16 protein-coding genes are annotated in these 17,353 nt (G+C 39.8%); 8 read left to right on the top strand and 8 right to left on the bottom strand.

The window, feature by feature from the left end; translation table 11 throughout:
* The first annotated feature begins 20 nt into the window (after window positions 1-20).
* Complete coding sequence (locus ACKWBX_RS10540) at window positions 21-428, top strand: thiol-disulfide oxidoreductase DCC family protein (RefSeq protein WP_413968641.1); 408 nt, start codon at window positions 21-23, stop codon at window positions 426-428.
* Between the two features lie 71 nt (window positions 429-499).
* Complete coding sequence (locus tag ACKWBX_RS10535; protein WP_413968640.1) at window positions 500-1,663, top strand: DUF748 domain-containing protein; 1,164 nt, start codon at window positions 500-502, stop codon at window positions 1,661-1,663.
* 94 nt (window positions 1,664-1,757) lie between these two features.
* On the opposite strand, the gene ACKWBX_RS10530 is transcribed toward ACKWBX_RS10535, so the two are convergent.
* The 5 genes from ACKWBX_RS10530 to aroC form a co-directional block, all read right to left on the bottom strand.
* On the bottom strand, window positions 1,758-2,930 hold the full coding sequence (locus tag ACKWBX_RS10530; RefSeq protein ID WP_413968639.1) for a flavohemoglobin expression-modulating QEGLA motif protein: 1,173 nt from the start codon (window positions 2,928-2,930) through the stop codon (window positions 1,758-1,760).
* Entirely contained in the window at window positions 2,927-3,751 is an 825-nt protein-coding gene (locus tag ACKWBX_RS10525; protein ID WP_413968638.1) for an N-formylglutamate amidohydrolase, read from the bottom strand. Before ACKWBX_RS10525 ends, ACKWBX_RS10530 begins: the two co-directional genes overlap by 4 nt.
* A complete protein-coding gene (gene gshB, locus ACKWBX_RS10520; protein WP_413968637.1) occupies window positions 3,744-4,775 on the bottom strand; it encodes a glutathione synthase in 1,032 nt (343 codons plus the stop codon). The genes ACKWBX_RS10525 and gshB overlap by 8 nt, the downstream gene beginning before the upstream one ends.
* A 143-nt stretch (window positions 4,776-4,918) precedes the next feature.
* The gene (locus tag ACKWBX_RS10515) at window positions 4,919-6,244 is read right to left on the bottom strand and encodes a dicarboxylate/amino acid:cation symporter (protein WP_413968636.1); all 1,326 of its coding nucleotides are present in this window, start codon (window positions 6,242-6,244) and stop codon (window positions 4,919-4,921) included.
* A 58-nt stretch (window positions 6,245-6,302) separates the two neighbouring features.
* Window positions 6,303-7,367, bottom strand: a complete 1,065-nt coding sequence (gene aroC / locus ACKWBX_RS10510) for a chorismate synthase (protein ID WP_413968635.1) — start codon at window positions 7,365-7,367, stop codon at window positions 6,303-6,305.
* A 204-nt stretch (window positions 7,368-7,571) separates the two neighbouring features.
* On the opposite strand from aroC, the gene ACKWBX_RS10505 reads away from it, so the two are divergent.
* Window positions 7,572-8,420, top strand: a complete 849-nt coding sequence (locus tag ACKWBX_RS10505) for a UDP-2,3-diacylglucosamine diphosphatase (protein ID WP_413968634.1) — start codon at window positions 7,572-7,574, stop codon at window positions 8,418-8,420.
* Here the strand turns inward: ACKWBX_RS10505 and ACKWBX_RS10500 are convergent.
* Window positions 8,409-11,321: an FAD-binding and (Fe-S)-binding domain-containing protein gene (locus ACKWBX_RS10500; protein WP_413968633.1), complete on the bottom strand. Its 2,913-nt coding sequence runs from the start codon at window positions 11,319-11,321 to the stop codon at window positions 8,409-8,411. The genes ACKWBX_RS10505 and ACKWBX_RS10500 overlap by 12 nt on opposite strands.
* Before the next feature lie 91 nt (window positions 11,322-11,412).
* Between ACKWBX_RS10500 and ACKWBX_RS10495 the strand changes: the two genes are divergently transcribed.
* A complete protein-coding gene (locus tag ACKWBX_RS10495) occupies window positions 11,413-11,901 on the top strand; it encodes a hypothetical protein (RefSeq protein ID WP_413968632.1) in 489 nt (162 codons plus the stop codon).
* 97 nt (window positions 11,902-11,998) lie between these two features.
* Window positions 11,999-13,123, top strand: coding sequence for a redoxin domain-containing protein (locus ACKWBX_RS10490; protein WP_413968631.1), 1,125 nt, complete (start codon window positions 11,999-12,001; stop codon window positions 13,121-13,123).
* A gap of 79 nt (window positions 13,124-13,202) precedes the next feature.
* On the opposite strand, the gene ACKWBX_RS10485 is transcribed toward ACKWBX_RS10490, so the two are convergent.
* Both ACKWBX_RS10485 and ACKWBX_RS10480 read right to left on the bottom strand, forming a co-directional pair.
* Window positions 13,203-14,870, bottom strand: coding sequence for an LVIVD repeat-containing protein (locus tag ACKWBX_RS10485; protein WP_413968630.1), 1,668 nt, complete (start codon window positions 14,868-14,870; stop codon window positions 13,203-13,205).
* A gap of 139 nt (window positions 14,871-15,009) precedes the next feature.
* Window positions 15,010-15,660 carry a rhomboid family intramembrane serine protease gene (locus ACKWBX_RS10480; protein ID WP_413968629.1) on the bottom strand — a complete coding sequence of 217 codons (651 nt, stop codon included), beginning with the start codon at window positions 15,658-15,660 and terminating at the stop codon, window positions 15,010-15,012.
* Between the two features lie 57 nt (window positions 15,661-15,717).
* Between ACKWBX_RS10480 and ACKWBX_RS10475 the strand changes: the two genes are divergently transcribed.
* The 3 genes from ACKWBX_RS10475 to ACKWBX_RS10465 all read left to right on the top strand — a co-directional run bounded on the left by ACKWBX_RS10475 (window position 15,718) and on the right by ACKWBX_RS10465 (window position 17,262).
* Window positions 15,718-16,626: a lysophospholipid acyltransferase family protein gene (locus tag ACKWBX_RS10475; protein ID WP_413968628.1), complete on the top strand. Its 909-nt coding sequence runs from the start codon at window positions 15,718-15,720 to the stop codon at window positions 16,624-16,626.
* A 95-nt stretch (window positions 16,627-16,721) separates the two neighbouring features.
* On the top strand, window positions 16,722-16,973 hold the full coding sequence (locus tag ACKWBX_RS10470; protein WP_413968627.1) for a type II toxin-antitoxin system ParD family antitoxin: 252 nt from the start codon (window positions 16,722-16,724) through the stop codon (window positions 16,971-16,973).
* Complete coding sequence (locus ACKWBX_RS10465) at window positions 16,960-17,262, top strand: type II toxin-antitoxin system RelE/ParE family toxin (protein ID WP_413968626.1); 303 nt, start codon at window positions 16,960-16,962, stop codon at window positions 17,260-17,262. The genes ACKWBX_RS10470 and ACKWBX_RS10465 overlap by 14 nt, the downstream gene beginning before the upstream one ends.
* Window positions 17,263-17,353 lie beyond the last annotated feature (91 nt).

The raw sequence follows: 17,353 nt of genomic DNA, 5'->3' as shown, positions 1-17,353 counted from the left end.
GGCTGTAGTATCTTTACATTGTGGAAAACAATAAAAAAATTATATTGTTCGATGGGGTCTGTAATCTGTGCAACGGGTTCATACAATTTGTCATTAGGCGAGATAAAAATGATGTTTTCCGTTATGCCGCATTACAAAGTGAGATTGGGCAACAGCTTGTTTCCGAAAGAAATATTGATACGGAAAAATTAGACTCCGTCATCTTAATTGATCCGGGAACAGCGTATTATCTAAAATCCGATGTAGCGCTACAGATTGGACGACACTTAAAGGGATATCGTACCCTTTCCAAAATTTTAATTTTGATTCCCAGTACTTTACGGAATATCGTATATGATTTTATTGCAAAATGTAGATATACTTGGTTCGGAAAAAAGGAGCAATGTATGATTCCAACTCCAGAACTTAAGGCAAAGTTTTTGGATTGAGTTATCATTTTATGTAAATAAGATAAAGTTCTCGCTCAGCAATGAATTCATTGTGAACAGATTAAAAATTCATGGAGAAAAAGAAAAAACGCAGGCCCTTTAAAAAGAAACGATACATCGTACCAGCAATCATAGTTCTATTGTTGGTAGGATTCCGCTTGCTGCTCCCTTTCCTGGTCAAAAAATATGTAAACGATGTTTTAGCCGATATTCCCGGATATTATGGACAGGTTGATGATATTGATATTGCCCTCTACCGCGGCGCATATGTAATTCATGGGCTGTATCTTAATAAGATAGATGCAGGGTCAAAAGTACCTTTTTTGGATTTTGAGAAAACGGACATTTCTATAGAATGGAACGCGCTCTTAAATGGTAAAATTGTTAGTGAAATTATCATGACGAGGCCCAAGGTCATATATGTTTTTGAGGACCAGCAAAACGGCACTGAGGAAACCGAAGTTGAGGATTGGACAAAAGCACTTACAGATTTAGCCCCTATTGACATAAATAACCTTGAAGTCATTGAAGGTACTGCCGCTTTTGTAGAGCTGCAAGCGGATCCCAATATAGATTTAAATTTAAAAAACATACAACTAAGTGCCACTAATCTGCGAAACGTGGTTCAAAAGGAACGCACGTTGCCATCAGAAATCAACGCGACCGCAACATCTATTGGGAACGGGGCAATGAAATTAGATGGCAAAATGAATCTCGTAAAGGAAATTCCGGACATGGATATCTCGGTGTCTATCGAAAATGCGGATGCGACCGCTCTGAACGATTTTACCAAACATTACGCTGAAATAGATTTTGACAGTGGTAGTTTTGAGATTTTTGGAGAGGTGGCGATTGCCGACGGATATCTGAAAGGATCTATAAAACCCATTTTGAAAAATGCCAAATTGATTGGAAAGGAAGATGGGTTTTTAAGCGTGCTTTGGGAAGGATTTGTTGGGTTTTTCAAATTTATACTAAAAAATCAAGGCAAGGATACCCTAGCCACTAAAGTACCCATTGAAGGTGATTTAAATAGCGTGGGGACCAAAGTTTGGCCTACGCTAACAGGAATATTTAAAAATGCATGGGTAAAGGCCTTTAAGGGTGTAGTAGATGACGACATTGATTTTGAGGATGCGGAACAAGCTGCCGACGAGAATAAAGAAAAAGCGGATAGAAAACAGGCTCGAAAAGATAAACGTGACGCAAGGAAAAAAGAACAAAAAAATGGTTAATTGAATGGATTAGATTAAAAAGACACTCTTTTATCTGAAAATAGCCGTTCACTCCCTTCAAACTCAGATATAGTTCCGTTCTGATAAGTACGGCCTACTTCAAATTATTCAAAATAAAATCCAACGTTTTATTAGTGTTCAAATTTTGTTGATATGCCAAATTCGTGTGACCGTTCTTTTGAACGAGTCCCAATTTATTAAGTTTTGAAATTGCGTGTTCATAGTCCAGACTTACTTTTCCGGAAAGTAGCACTTCCATTGACTCTTCCTTTAAATATCGTTTGTAGATTTTACGAAGTCCGCTCAAATATAACCGGTCTTTTGTGAATCCTCCACCCCTATGCGCTCTTAGCGTGATAGAAAATGCATCGTTTCGGTTGAGTTTATATTGGTTGTGAATCAAATCGAACGTATCCACAAAAGAATATCCTTTTATCAAGCTATCAGAAGCCAATACGCGGTATGCCAATTCCTTTAATCGCTTTAAGGTCAATGCACCACTCATGTACTCACTAAATACGGCCAACCCTTCCTGTGTCTCAACATTTTTGGGAAATCCGTTGGAGAAAATTTTAAGCGGCTGCTGCATGGCGTTATAGGTAGTTACCAAATGCACGCCGATCTCATGGTTTGCCAAAGTCAACAGCTGGTTTTTACTGAATTTGACATTTCTTTTTAACAATAAGGTCTGTGTAGCGTTGCTGACCATTGCATCTGCCGCAATGTGGGTGGAGAATTTAATGTTCAGCGGAAATTCATATCGCTCTGAAAAATCTTCAAAATAGCGCTTCGCCTCTTCCGGGCTATGGACTTTCTCCATGTCAATGGAGAGGGGCTCATCGGCAAAATGCAATATAAAACGGGCATTATCAACATCTTTCTCTGTTGGGGAACCGTAAATTCGTAGGGAATTGTAATGAAATTTCTTTGTTTTTCCAATGGTTTCAATACACTGAACCATATTGGAATAGTAATAGATAATCTCCTTGTAAAATGTGCGTATTTCTTCATTTTCAATACGCTCCAACCGTTGCGAAAAGAACAAACGGTGTAATTTATAAGGACTGAATTTTAATTTCGGGTATCTAAAAATGGGCTCGTAGGAATACTTTGAGGCAAAAAAACGATTTTTTTCTTTCTCCGTATTCAAGGGGTTTACATAGCTCAGCAACTCTATTTTTTGTACCAACCGGTCAAGGTTCGCATCAATTTCAAAGAGACTAGCATATTCTTGCTGTAATTGTTGTAACTCCTGCTCCTGTGTCATTTATCTTCTTGGAATTCCTTTACCTGCAAAGGTATCAATTCTTTTAGTTGTGTCTCCACAGAACGCACTACTTCGGGATAAAGTATACCGGTATATTCATCGCAATAGATTTTTGAAATTTCGGTAGCCAATACCAAGGTGTTTTTAAAATTCTGTGTGATGTATTTCAGAAAATAACCGTTTCCCTGAAAAGTGTCATTGATTTTGGACGTGGATTTTATGGCATTGGGCAGTTTTATAGTGCCTAATTTGGCGCTCCATGATTCTGCTAGGTGACCATAGCGTTCATTATCAATATTGGCGGTACCCAAATTCCATGTGGGCACTTCCCTGTCCCAACGTTTCCAATTGTAACTGTGCATATCAAAAACTAGTGCTTTCCCATATTTGGATTGAATTTTTTCTACCAAGGCATGTACCACTTGATAAAAATTCTGATGTTTTTGCAAACTGTGTTCCCGTTCAGCTTCCGGCAATGGGGATTTCCAAAGTTGTTTTCCCCAAGCATCATGATAAATGGCCGTTTCGGGAGCGCGGTTTAAATCATACTCGAACCTACTGTCCAATCCGGCGATAACGATAGGATGTGATTGCACCATTTCCTTTGTGCATGGGTCTTCCTCGTACCAACGATCATACTCCGTATGCAAGCAATTTTCCCAAAGCGATTTCCGAAACTGATGCCCGTCATGGACCGCCCCACAGACATAGGGCGCGTAGCCATCAATCTTTATCATAAAGGAATAATCTTCCGTAACGGCCTCAAAACATTCTTCCTTCTGAATTTTGTAAATAATTTCTTCTATGGAAAATCTATGCATTATTTACCTCATTTCGAAGTCTTGCCCGTCTATCAAAAGCCTGTAGATTGTCAATTACCTTGCTTTCTACAAAATCGACGACTTTAGATTGAATTTTTGTTTTGTACACTTTGTTCATATAGGTAACACCACCGGGCGACATTACATTGACTTCGACCAATTTACCCCCGATTACATCAATACCAACAAAGTAGAGTCCGTCTTTTACAAGTTTAGGGCCAATTTGTTTACAGAGAGCTCTTTCTTGTTTGGTCAAGCTATGTTTTTGCACAGAACCACCCGCAGAAACATTGGAACGATGGTCATCCGTGCCCGGTACGCGTTTCATAGCTCCGATTACTTCTCCATTTAATAATAGAATACGAACGTCCCCCTGATCGGCTCCTTCTATATATTCCTGAAGTATCACGTAATTGGATGTCCCATCTGCATTGGTGATGTAAAAATCCAATAGGGATTTAATACTGCTCATGGCCGCTTTTTCAATCAGTATCACCCCAGAACCTCCAAAACCGTTCAAAGGCTTCAAGATCATTTTATCGGCTTTGGATTCTTTGATCTGTCGTATCAAATGATTTTTGTTCTTGGATACATGAGTGGCCGGAATGATATTACTATGTGAATCCCCAAAAGCCGCTGTATAAAGTTTATTGTTGGCCTCTCGGATTCCCTGCAGCGAATTCACGATGAATACATCGTCTTTTACCGAATCCAAAAAATTCAACATAATGGGGTCCAACGGCGGATTAGCTCGCATAAAAATGACATCAAAACCGGCCAAAGGCAACATCTCCTCCCTTAAATTGGCTTGTTTATAGAACGATTTTAAACTTGCCGGCACCTTGTCCATCCGTTTTACCACGGTACAAAAGGCATTGGTAACACTATTGCGTATCGTGAGATTGGCAGGTGAGCAAAGTGCCACACCATGCTTTCTTTTCACGCATTCATGAATCAAGGCTAAACTTGTATCGTTTTCGGGGTCAATTTCTTCCCAAGGATACATTAAAAAACAAATATTCATAGACTCGTTATTATTTTAAGTTATTTCCGTTTGGATAAAAATTCCTTTGGAAACCTTCAAATCAGCCTAGAATATAAGATTTGTATCAAGGCGATGCAAGTAATTCAGGTCACCTTTTGTTTATGGTTTGGTATTTATACGGTTTATTTCACCTCGTCATAATGGTCGTCCCAATTCTTTACTTTGGGTTTTCCTAATTTCCCTACCGATTTTGCCACAATGGTAGACACGGTAGCATCACCCGTTACGTTCACAACAGTTCTCAACATGTCTAAAGGTCTATCCACGGCAAATATCAAGGCCAAACCAATAGCATATTTATCTGGTGGAAAACCAACGGACTCCAATACAATGACCAACATCACCATTCCCGCTCCGGGAACCGCTGCAGTACCGATAGATGCCAAAAGTGCGGTAAGTACTATCGTCAATTGTGCAGCCAACGGTAGGTCAAAACTAAGGGCCTGGGCTATAAATACGGCCGCAACCCCCTGATAAAGACTTGTCCCGTCCATATTCACGGTAGCCCCTACGGGAAGCACAAAACTTGCCACCTCCGGGTCCACTCCAATATGTTCTTCAACACGTTCCATGGTCACCGGCAGCGTAGCCGCACTGGAACTTGTGGAAAAAGCTAACAATTGTGCCGGACTCAACTGTTTCAAAAACCAAAACGGGTTCTTCTTCGCAAATACGAAAATTAAAATTGCATAAAAGACAATCATCAAAAACAATCCTAGAATAACGACTCCGGCATATTTTAATAATGCCAATAAAATTTCAGGGTCGCTAGAGGACACTACTACATTGGCCAAAAGTGCAAAAACCGCGTATGGTGCCGTCAGCATGATCAAATCCACCATCTTCAGTACTACGTCGTTCAACGAATCAAAGAAATTCTTTAAGGGCTTGGCCTTGTCCTCTCCTATTAGTAGCATTGAAATTCCCATAAAAATGGTAAAGAAAATTACCTGTAACATCAATTGGTTGTTTCCCAATGCACTCACGGCATTGTCCGGTACCATATCTTCCAAAAACTTCAAAGGACCACTTTCTTTTTGTCTTGAGGCTTCTTCAAGTTTGGCTGTAACACCACTATCATTGGCGTAGGTAGATGTCAATTTTTCAATGGTTTCTTCAGAAACCCCGTTCCCGGGCTCAATCACGTTCACTAAGACCAAACCAAGGATAATGGCAACAGTCGTTGTTCCAATATAGATCCCGATAGTACGTAATCCTATATCACGGAATTTTGAAATATCCTTTAGATCTGATATCCCTTTAATCAAAGAGGCTAAAATCAGGGGAACCGCAATGAGTTTCAACAGTTTGATAAAAATAGTCCCAAAGGGAGCTATCCAATTGACAACCAAATCCTTACCCCAATCAACAAAATTCATACCGAAACCAAAAAGAAGTCCCAGTACCATTCCGATCATAATTTGCCAATGCAATTCTAGCTTCCTCATTCCTAAAGTTTAGGGAAGAAAGATAGTATATTGACCGGAAAACAACTAAAATGAAAACCTATATTTTGCTGGTTCTTGCCAAGAGGTAATAATCGGCCAATACCAAAGCGGTCATTGCTTCTACTATGGGCACGGCTCGTGGCACTACACAGGGATCGTGACGCCCTTTTCCTTGTGTCTGCACCATACTCCCCTCTTTATCAATGGTTTCGTAGCCCTGTATGACCGTGGCCACTGGTTTAAATGCAACGTTAAAGTAGATATCCATACCATTGCTGATGCCACCTTGCACCCCACCACTGTAGTTGGTCTTTGTAGAACCGTCACTGTTGAACTTATCGTTATGGGCGCTGCCTTTCATGGTTACCCCTTCAAAACCACTACCATATTCAAATCCTTTCACGGCATTGATGGAAAGCATTGCCTTTCCCAGTTCTGCATGCAGTTTATCAAAAACAGGCTCCCCTAGCCCAATAGGTACATTTTGGGCCACACAGGTAATAACGCCCCCAATGGTATCGCCCTCTTTTTTAATGGATTTTATGTAATCCTCCATTTGAACTGCAATATTAGGATCGGGACAGCGCACAGGATTCTTTTCTATTTCAGAGAAATCCAAATCTTGGTAATGCTTCTCCAACTTCATCGTTCCTACTTGCGAAACAAAGGCATTGATCTTCACATCCTTCAATAATTGTTTGGCAATAGCACCAGCAACTACCCTACTGGCGGTTTCCCTAGCTGAACTGCGGCCTCCACCTCTATAATCCCTGAAACCATATTTTTGGTCATACACATAATCGGCGTGCGAAGGACGATAAGAATCCTTGATATGACCATAATCCTTCGATTTTTGATTTGTATTGTGAATGGCGAAACCAATGGGCGTACCCGTTGTCTTTCCTTCAAACAAACCGGAATAAAATTCCACTGTATCCGGTTCCTTTCGTTGGGTCACAATAGCGGATTGTCCAGGTTTTCTTCGATTTAAATCGGTTTGGATAGCCTCCAAATTCAATTCGATACCAGCAGGACATCCATCTATAGCCCCTCCAATTGCTTTCCCATGTGATTCTCCAAACGTACTTACCTTAAAAAGGTTCCCAAAACTGTTTCCGGCCATGTATTCTGAATAATATTACGGTTGATTATGCTTCCGGCAAAGGTAAATCTTAAAAAGCTGACACAAAAACTTACCACGGACTTAATCTTTACTTAACCTTGAGCACTTTACCTAATGTTTATTTAACACTTAAAATAAGTAATCTTGATATTTGGTAAAAGCTTCAAGATACCATTTGGTTTAATTTTGTGCACAAACAAGAACGTGAAAAAGCGAAAGCCCGAAATAGTGGTGATTTCCGATGTTCATTTAGGAACAATAAGCTGTTATGCTGATGAATTATTGACCTATCTCAACAGCATACAGCCCAAGACATTGGTATTGAACGGTGGTATTTTGGGGGCATCTACATCACGTTTACATCATTTCCCAACCTCCCATATAAGCGTTATCCATAAGATATTACAGCTGTCCATTAAAGGGACGAAAGTTTATTATGTCAATGACAAGGGGGATGAAGCCTTTTTTAGTTCTAAGATAAAATCGCTTGGAAATATTGAATTTTGTGAGCGACTCATCCTTCAGGTAGACCAAAAGAAAATTTGGTTCTTCAATGGTGCCTTTTTTAATGCCAATTCAAAATATACCACTTGGCTTACGCAATTTGGTCCGTTGGGCGAAAAAATGATGATAGGTTTGAACAAATGGTTAAAATCTTTTTTCGGCATACCGAAAAAAGAAGGAAGCGGTTTCATTGAGAGCGATACATCCGAAGGATTTTATACTGGTTTTGAAAATTTTATTGTGGATATAGCCTTGGAGAACGATTATGACCACGTAGTCTCCGGCTACATTCAGAAACCAAAAAAAGAACTGCATCGAACCAAGAAAGGGACTTGCACTTATCTTAATTCAGGCGATTGGGTCAAAAATCTTACGGCACTGGAATATTCTTTTAAACGTTGGAAAATCTATAAATACGACCACGATAAGCTTTCTGCCTTCTACGCCGATGCCGAGATAAAGCAGATGAACATACACGAACTAGTTACCAGCATCGCTAATAAAGCGGCAGCAAAGAAGTCGGAAAAAGATATAGAATCAATTGAGTAACGCATCCTTAAGAATGCTCGCAGGGTGTTGGGCAACTCTCTTGGTTCCATCAAAAATTTGATGTCTACAACTGGTTCCATTAGCCGCTATAATGGTATCTACAGGAGATTTTTCCACCGCAGGAAAAAGTTTTAAACCCCCAATTTTCATGCTGGTTTCATAATGTTCTTTCTCATAACCGAAGGATCCGGCCATCCCACAGCAACCGGACGGAATTATTGTTACTTTGTAATTTTTTGGAAGATTCAATACATCAAAAGTGACTTTTTGATTGCTCAATGCCTTTTGGTGGCAATGATTGTGAATCTTTACGTCTTTGGCTTCCGTTGTGAATAGCGAGGCATCCAACAACTCATTGGTAATTTCACTGGCCAGAAATTCTTCCAATAAGAACGAATTTTCCCCAATGCTGTCGGCCATTGCCTTATCATCGTTCATTCGCTTGTATTCGTCCCTAAAAGATAGTAATGCAGATGGTTCTAGCCCTATGACCGGTCTTTCTTGCTCGGCAAAGACTTTTAAACGTTCGCTATTTTTCAAGGCCAACGTTTTGGCTTGTTTTAAGAATCCTTTAGACAGATAAGTTCTCCCGCTCTCCGCATAAAATAGTTCAACATCATAACCCAATTTTACCAAAAGCTCTATCGCGTCCTTCCCCACCTCCACATCTAAATACCGTGTGAATTCATCAATATATAAAACAATACTTTTTTTTGAATTAATAAATTGATTTTTAAATTTTTGTAAGTGCTTATCAAAATCAACACTATAAACTTTTGGGAGGCTTCTTCCCTTGGCAACACCACTGGATTTTTTTAACAATCCTCCTAAAAAACTGGAATCGTAAACCGCATTGGTCAATCCTGCGACTTTGCTACCCAATTTGTTCAATTTTGTGTTGTAGGCGAATAATTTACTGCGCAGCGGATATCCGTTCGACTCTTGGTATTGGTATAAAAACTCGGCTTTTAATGTGGCTACGTCCACATTACTTGGGCATTCGCTTGCACAAGCTTTACAGCTAAGGCATAAATCGAAAACTTCTTTCAGTTCTTTACTGTCAAAACCATTGGTTTCCTTCGGATTGGTCAAAAATTCGCGTAGCGCATTGGCCCTTCCCCGAGTGGTATCCTTTTCGTTTTTGGTAGCGTGGTAACTCGGGCACATTCCGCCGGACATGTGATGCGTTTTTCTACAGTCCCCACTACCGTTACATTTTTCGGCAGCCTTCAGAATTCCTTCACTATCCGAAAAATCCATAAGTGTTTTTATTTCCGGTTCTTCACGATTTACTTCATAGCGAAAAGATTCATCCATCGGATAAGCATCCACTATTTTACCGGGATTAAAGATTCCGTTGGGATCAAAATAGAATTTTACACGCCGTAAAAGTTTATAGTTCTGTTCGCCGATCATCAACGGGATGAATTCTGCACGTACAATACCATCACCATGTTCCCCGCTAAAAGAACCTTTGTACTTTTTAGTGAGTTTGGCCACATCCGTGGTGATATCCCTGAACAATTTTACATCATCTCCTTTTTTAAGGTTTAGGATGGGGCGTAGATGCAATTCTCCGGCACCGGCATGTGCATAGTAAACGGCTTTTTGACCGTAACCGTTCATAATTTGGGTAAACTCGCCTATGAAATCTTTCAAATCGGGCAAGGCGACTGCCGTATCCTCAATACAGGCAACTGCTTTCCTATCACCTACGATATTTCCCAGTAATCCAAGACCTGCTTTTCGTAACTCGATCGCCTTTCGGATATCGTCCGCATACAGTACAGGGCTGGCATAGCTTAATCCGGAATCCGCTACGGTATTTTGAAGTGCTGCAATAGCTTCTTCCAATTCTTCCAAATGATTCGCACTCACCTGTAGCATTAACAAAGCCGCCGGATCTCCTTCCACAAAAAACCGATTCGCCCTCTGTGCCCTATTGTTTTTGGTACAATCCAAAATTACCTTATCCATCATTTCACATAATTGCAATGGATGTTTCATTACCGGTGCCACATCGGAAAGGCAATCTTCCAAGGTTTTGTAATGGGTGACTACCATGGCGGACATCGGTGGAGGCAAATCATCTAACTGCAGCGTAATTTCCGTAGTAAAAGCCAATGTTCCCTCACTTCCGCAAAGTAATTTGGCCAGGTTTATACCGGTTTTCGTACCATTAAAAACTTCATATTGCAAGAGTTCATCTACCGCATATCCCGTGTTTCTTCGGTGAATTTCTTTTTTTGGAAAATTCTCCTCTATTTCAGAGGTTATCTTTTTATTTGATAGTTCTTTATGTATATTCTTATAAAGTGATGCTTCAAATGAATCTTCTTTCAATTTTGAATTGAAATCCGTTTTGGAAAGCGTTTCGAACTCGGCCTCACTTCCGTCTGACAATATCGTTTTTAACGAAATTACTTTATCACGGGTTACCCCATACTGAATCGAAGTAGTTCCGGAAGAATTGTTCCCTACCATACCTCCTATCATACATCGGTTGGAAGTTGATGTATTGGGACCAAAGAACAATCCAAAAGGTCTTAAATATTGGTTGAGTTCATCACGAATGACGCCGGGTTGTACCGTAACCTGTTTTTTTTCTTTGTCCAAATGAACGATTTTCGTGAAATGTCTAGAAACATCGACAACCAAACCATCCCCGACACATTGTCCTGCCAAAGAGGTGCCAGCTGTTCTTGGAATGAGTCCAATATTGTGCTTATTTGCAAAATAAATGAGTTCTCTAATATCTTCTTTGGTTTTTGGAAATGCTACACCGAGGGGAATTTTACGATAAACAGAGGCGTCAGTGGCATATAAAGCTTTGGAAAGCGTATCTGTTTGAAGTTCTCCGGTTAATTTCGGAGCAAGATCTTGCAGTATGGAATTCTTCAACGTGGCACAATTTTGGCTACTAAATTAAGTTTTATTGTTTGAGCTACATATGAAAATAGCTCGTTTTTCAACTTAATTAAAAACTGAACACATGAAACTTTTAAATTGTTTTGCAATTCTTTTATTGTTTGCGGTTTCCTCATTGACCGCCCAAGAAATAAACAATCATGCCATTGGGCTTAGATTGGGTGATAGCGACGGTTTTGGAGCCGAAGTATCTTATCAAAAATCGATTGGTCGCTACAATAGGGCCGAATTTGCCCTAGGATGGCGGGATAGCCGAAATTTTGATGCTTTTAAATTGGCCGCACTTTACCAATGGGTACGACCCATTGATGGTGGTTTTAATTGGTATTATGGTTTTGGCGGCGGTGTAGGAAGCGTTGATTTTGGATTTGACCCGGACAGGGACGGTGGATTGTTCGTTTTTGCTGCCGGGGATGTTGGGATTGAATACAATTTTGATATTCCGTTAATGCTTTCCCTGGATTTTAGACCCGAGGTAGGCCTATTAGGGTACAGCGATTTTAGTGATAATTTCGACTTTGATGTAGGTCTGGGCATTCGTTATACCTTTTGACCGATCTATTAATTTAAAAAAGTCCTTTCGTATTCCTACCAAAGGACTTTTTTTTTACGCTGTGATATAAGTACATTTGCCTGATAAAATTAGAAATATGAGAAATTTAGTATCGTCCCTAATGGTTGTTTTATTATTAGCAGGATGTAACTCCAATCCAGAAGGTTTCACCATCGAAGGAAACTTAAGAGGTGAACTCGAGGAAGGGACAATGGTTTTTTTGAAAAAAATTGGTGATAACAATCAACCTATCGAAGTGGACACCGCTTCATTGACGGGAGGCAAGTTCACTTTTACCGGAACGGCACCTTCGCCAGAATTACACTATATCTTCTTGGACAAGTCCCAGGGATATACTGCGGTGATTCTTGAAAATGGCACGATAGAATTTAATGCGCAAAAAGACAGTCTCGGGTTTGCAACAGTAGAAGGAACCTTACAAAATGATATTTTTGCGAAATACATGAAGCAATCACGAGAGCTTTCCCAGCAGGCACAATCCATTCAGGAAGATATGAAAAATGCCATGGGGAGCGCAGAGCAGACTACCGCGCTCCGTGATGAAATGAAAGAGTTGCAAGAGGAATACAAAACCTTTGAGCTGGATTACATCAAAAACAATCCTAACGCCTTGATATCCGCTTTATTATTGGATAGGGCCCTTGCTACAAAGGCAATAGCAACGGATGAAGTAAAAGCCATGTATGATTCCTTGACACCAGAAATACAAAACTCAAAACCAGGAAAACGTATTTTGGAGAACCTTGAAAAAATGAAGAAGGTAGAAGAAGCGGAAAAGAAGACTTCTATCGGAGCTAAAGCGCCCAACTTTTCAGGGCCAAATCCGGAAGGCGGAACTACCGCTCTTAGTGATGTTCTAGGCAAAGCTACACTAATAGACTTTTGGGCCGCATGGTGCAGACCTTGTCGTGCAGAAAACCCAAATGTATTGGCGGTATACAATAAGTATCACGACAAAGGTTTGAATATTATCGGGGTTTCCTTGGACAAGACAGAGGATGCCTGGAAAAAAGCGATATCCGATGACGGATTACCATGGAACCAAGTGTCCAACCTATCCTATTTCAACGATGAAATTGCTCAGTTATACGGTGTCAACGCGATTCCCGCGGCTTTTTTATTGGATGAGAATGGAGTCATCGTAGCGAAAAACTTAAGAGGCCCTGATCTGGAAGCAAAAGTCGCAGAATTACTGAACTAGCTTAAGAAACAATATTATATATAAAAGCCTGCGCCATTCGGTGCAGGCTTTTTAGCATCAAATCGCAATCGATTACTTATTAAAACTTATTCTTCTTATCTATAAAAGTACCTTCAACAGTAGTGTTTCCGTTACGAAAAACCCTTCCGTGTACATCTATCTCGGAATCCTCTCCTAAAAACTCAAGCGTAGCACCGTCGTTTAATGTTAAATCTCCGTAGACCGTTAATTTACCTTCAACCCTTAATTTGGCACCACTGTTAATGTTCAAAATACTTGTGGTGTTGCTACCGCCTCTTCTTATGTTACTTCCAATAGCAAAGGAGCCGTTGATGTCCAACATACCATTGGCATTTAAATTAACACTTCTGATTACGGACCACGAACCACACAGTAAAGCCTCTCCACCTATATTTGCACTAGCGAGTCGTTTTCCTCTTTGGCCGCTATTGTATGCAAAAACATCGTTACTGTTCACATTTAAGTTACGGGAACCTTTATAAGTAGATGTTTCTTCGCAACGAGCGGCCAAACTGTTACTAGGTCTATTCAACTTTATAATCTGAAGTCCTTCTTTTCCCGAAGCGGCAAAAATAAAGTCGCCTTTAGAGGCTACATAGTTTATTGAACCTTCCAATTGAACAACACCCACAACATTTGTGGCGGTTGCCAATTCATCGGACAAAGAAAGACCCGCGCCACCATTGGCCATTAACAAAACATCTTCGTTCACTGCCACCGCATTGGTCACAATGTCTCCTTCGGCAACATTTTCGGGATCTAATAAAATTGAAACGTGTTCTAGAAAAGTACCGGTAGAAGCATTATAAACTCCTGCTCCTTTATTGCCTTCCGATACAACGATGTTATTTTCAAAAAAATCCAAAGTTCTTTTTTCTCCTGCTCCAAAATCAGAGTCAAGCGTAATATTACTGATAGGCTCCAATGCACTACTTAAAAAACGTATGCCTTCGCTAGCATCTAACACAGCAATATTATTATCTTTTATTGCAACAGAGCGCAAATCATCAAAAGGTAAATCAACAATTGGCGTTAATCCTAATGTAGAATAAACACCTACAGCACCTTGCGCACCACTTGTGAGAAAAACAAGGTTGCCATTTACGGCAACATCCGTAGCGGTAAAGCCATTTTGGAAGCCATATTCAATACCTGCATTAAAATCAAACTTACCGTTTCCAGTGACTTGAATTTTAGCTACCAATGAATTGAATGGCGCCGTATTGGTCTCAGAATCCGTACCACCGGCCAAATATACATATCCATTATCATACGCAACGGAATTAACATCAACACCTTGATAATATAAACGCGAGGTAACTATAGGGTTGGCAGGGTCGCTAACGTCCACGATATCCACACCACCAGCATAGGTAGCGTCAACCGTATTATAGGACACATAAGCATAATCTCCAGAAATAGCTACATGTGATGCCGTTAGATTTTCACCTCCCCTAAAAGAAGGCACTTCTACTTGGGCAATCAATGTTAATGGGTAATCGCCTACGGGAGCATCTTTTTCATCTCGGTTACTTTTTCCGGTAATTTCGTCTTCTTCAAATATATCAAGGACACCCGCTTTATCATATTGTACACTGGATTCCAATACATTTGGGCTGGTCTCTAGGCTTAAATCATTTTCCGGGTCTTCAAATACTGTTGTCTCATCACTACAGGAAAATATTATGGCAATACATAAAATCGATAAAATACGTGTTGTTTTCATAAAATACATCATTGGGTTTGGGAACTTATTTTTCCTAGAACGGAACAAAACCCAGCATCATATATCTTACAATGTATTTTCGATGAACTACATTAAAATAAGATTAAAACTACTTAAAATGTAGTATTTTTCAAGTTAATTATATTTTTCCTAATTTCTCTAGAATAAAAAGCAGAATTATAGGAATAGCCAAAAGAAGTACCATGAGCGTATCCGTTTGAAGCAAGCTTGGCAGAAACAAAAGCGTGGTAGCATACCCTCCGATAGCCCCACCAAAATGTGCCGTGTGTCCTATATTGCCAAGTCTACTTTTCATTCCGTATATGGAATACAACAAATATCCTATACCTAGAACATAGGCGGGAATGGGAACGGGTATAAACATGATATAGAGCGAATCATTGGGCTGTAATAAAATTGCGGAATACAAAATTCCAGTAACCGCCCCACTGGCACCCACAGCACTATAATAAGGTTCATCCTTGTGAAAGAAAAGGGCCAGTAAACTCCCGGCGAGCAGGCTAATGGCATAAATGATCAAAAACTTCATTTGACCAAACCAACCAATGACCACATCTGCAAAAAAATATAGCGTAAACATATTAAAGAACAGATGGGGAATATCTACATGTAAAAAACCCGAAGTAAACATGCGCTCCTTCTGCCCTGCCCTGATAGCACCTATGGCAAATTTATAACGGTCAAAGAAATAAGAATCATTGAATCCTTTTAGGGAAACCAATATGTTAGCTCCGATTATCGCGATGGTGGCAATATCAATGTCATTCATAACAACCAATAAGTATGGTTTCAAATATAGCTATATTTGCCCATTATAAACACGTGCATGCAACTTCTGATTTTCCTGTTGGCGTATCCATTTTTATGGTTGATTTCCATCTTGCCCGACCGACTTTTATACGGATTCTCCGATGGGGTATTTTTGCTTGTTTTTTATGTTATTGGGTACCGCAGGAAAGTAGTCCAATCTAACTTACAACTTGTTTTTCCCAAAAAATCATTGGAAGAGCGCAAGCGTATTGAAAAAGAGTTTTACAAGCACCTCTGCGATTCTTTTCTGGAAATGGTCAAAACCATGCACCTTTCCAAAGCGGCCGTGGCCAAAAAATATGACATCAAAAATGTTGAGCTTATCCAAGAGTTGGAGAAAGAAAAGAGCATTCTCATCGTTTGTTCCCATTATGCTAACTGGGAGTGGAACGTGAGCTTAAATAATTATGTAACCTCCAAGGGTTATGCCGTGTACACAAAAATCAACAACAAGTATTTTGATGCGTGGAGCCGCAGAGTTCGTGCGCGATGGAACACAACGCTTATTACACAGCAAGAAACCGTAAAGACCATTCTGCTCAACAAAAGGAATAACGTAATCGGTATTTTTGGTATGGTGAGCGACCAATCCCCTCAAATGAGCCGAACACAATATTGGAAGGAGTTTATGGGTATTCGGGTACCGGTCATCAACGGGGCGGAAACCTTGGCGCGCAAGATGGATTTAGCTGTGGTTTTCTTAAAAGTTTCCAAAGTGAAAAGAGGGTATTACAAGGCGGAGTTCACCCCAATAAGCACCAATGCTCCCACCACGGAAAAGGGAGAAATCACCGATCAGTTCCTGAAAATGGCCGAAGAGCAGATTCGTGAGAAACCGGAACACTATCTGTGGACCCATAAACGTTGGAAGCATCGCGGGAAAGAAGAAATTAGGGCGAAAGTGTTGGCGAAGAAGTTGAAATAGTAATTGTTAAAAAGCTCAAGTAAGGGATACTTCAATAATTGTACTATTTATAAATAATACTTAATTTGCATCAATAATATTAATTTTGGTTCAAAATGGCAGTTATTAGAAAATCTATCACATTTACAAAGCAACAAGATGCCTATGTAAAAAGCCTTATCGAACAGGGCTTTTACACGAATGACAGCGAATACGTTCGAGATATCATTAGGAAGGACCAAGAGCGAAGAAAACGTATTGTAGATTTGAACGAGGCCCTAATCGATGGAATAGAAAGTGGACCGTCCAATACCACTATAGATAGCATTTGGGAAGAAGCTATAAACGAGTTCAATGCCCAAGAATAGTTATGTAATAAGTGTCAAGGCAAGGAGCGATATCAAATCCATTGCCAAATATACTTTAAATGAATTTGGAGAAATTCAATCTTTGAGATACGCGAAAGGCCTGAAGAAAATTTTATCGGAATTGACAAACAATCCCGAACTAGGCAGAAGATACGTAGCTGTTAAAAATCAAATGTTGTTACGATACCGCTACAAATCCCATTTTATCTTCTATTATATTGATGGCGAAACCATTTTTGTCGTTAGAATCCTTGGAGGTAAGATGGACTTTCCACAGCATTTAAAATAAAGAATCGTTTTATTGAATTTTCTGATAAATTGAAAAACCAATAAAAAAAAGTAAATATTCATATCTAACAGGATTTACTACTAAAATAGTA

This window comes from Maribacter algae (genome assembly GCF_047345745.1).
In the GTDB taxonomy this organism is placed as follows: Bacteria; Bacteroidota; Bacteroidia; order Flavobacteriales; family Flavobacteriaceae; genus Maribacter.
The sequence above is the reverse complement of the archived record's forward strand: the minus strand, read 5'-3'. Positions and strand labels throughout refer to the sequence as shown.

Bases quoted from the DNA above. Each gene is read 5' to 3' on its own strand.
- ACKWBX_RS10490 (WP_413968631.1), top strand. From the start codon at position 11,999: ATGAGAAATTTAGTATCGTCCCTAATGGTTGTTTTATTATTAGCAGGA.
- ACKWBX_RS10470 (WP_413968627.1), top strand. From the start codon at position 16,722: ATGGCAGTTATTAGAAAATCTATCACATTTACAAAGCAACAAGATGCC.
- ACKWBX_RS10485 (WP_413968630.1), bottom strand. From the start codon at position 14,870: ATGAAAACAACACGTATTTTATCGATTTTATGTATTGCCATAATATTT.
- ACKWBX_RS10480 (WP_413968629.1), bottom strand. From the start codon at position 15,660: ATGAATGACATTGATATTGCCACCATCGCGATAATCGGAGCTAACATA.
- aroC (WP_413968635.1), bottom strand. From the start codon at position 7,367: ATGGCCGGAAACAGTTTTGGGAACCTTTTTAAGGTAAGTACGTTTGGA.
- ACKWBX_RS10515 (WP_413968636.1), bottom strand. From the start codon at position 6,244: ATGAGGAAGCTAGAATTGCATTGGCAAATTATGATCGGAATGGTACTG.
- ACKWBX_RS10535 (WP_413968640.1), top strand. From the start codon at position 500: ATGGAGAAAAAGAAAAAACGCAGGCCCTTTAAAAAGAAACGATACATC.
- ACKWBX_RS10465 (WP_413968626.1), top strand. From the start codon at position 16,960: ATGCCCAAGAATAGTTATGTAATAAGTGTCAAGGCAAGGAGCGATATC.
- ACKWBX_RS10495 (WP_413968632.1), top strand. From the start codon at position 11,413: ATGAAACTTTTAAATTGTTTTGCAATTCTTTTATTGTTTGCGGTTTCC.
- gshB (WP_413968637.1), bottom strand. From the start codon at position 4,775: ATGAATATTTGTTTTTTAATGTATCCTTGGGAAGAAATTGACCCCGAA.
- ACKWBX_RS10530 (WP_413968639.1), bottom strand. From the start codon at position 2,930: ATGACACAGGAGCAGGAGTTACAACAATTACAGCAAGAATATGCTAGT.
- ACKWBX_RS10475 (WP_413968628.1), top strand. From the start codon at position 15,718: ATGCAACTTCTGATTTTCCTGTTGGCGTATCCATTTTTATGGTTGATT.
- ACKWBX_RS10525 (WP_413968638.1), bottom strand. From the start codon at position 3,751: ATGCATAGATTTTCCATAGAAGAAATTATTTACAAAATTCAGAAGGAA.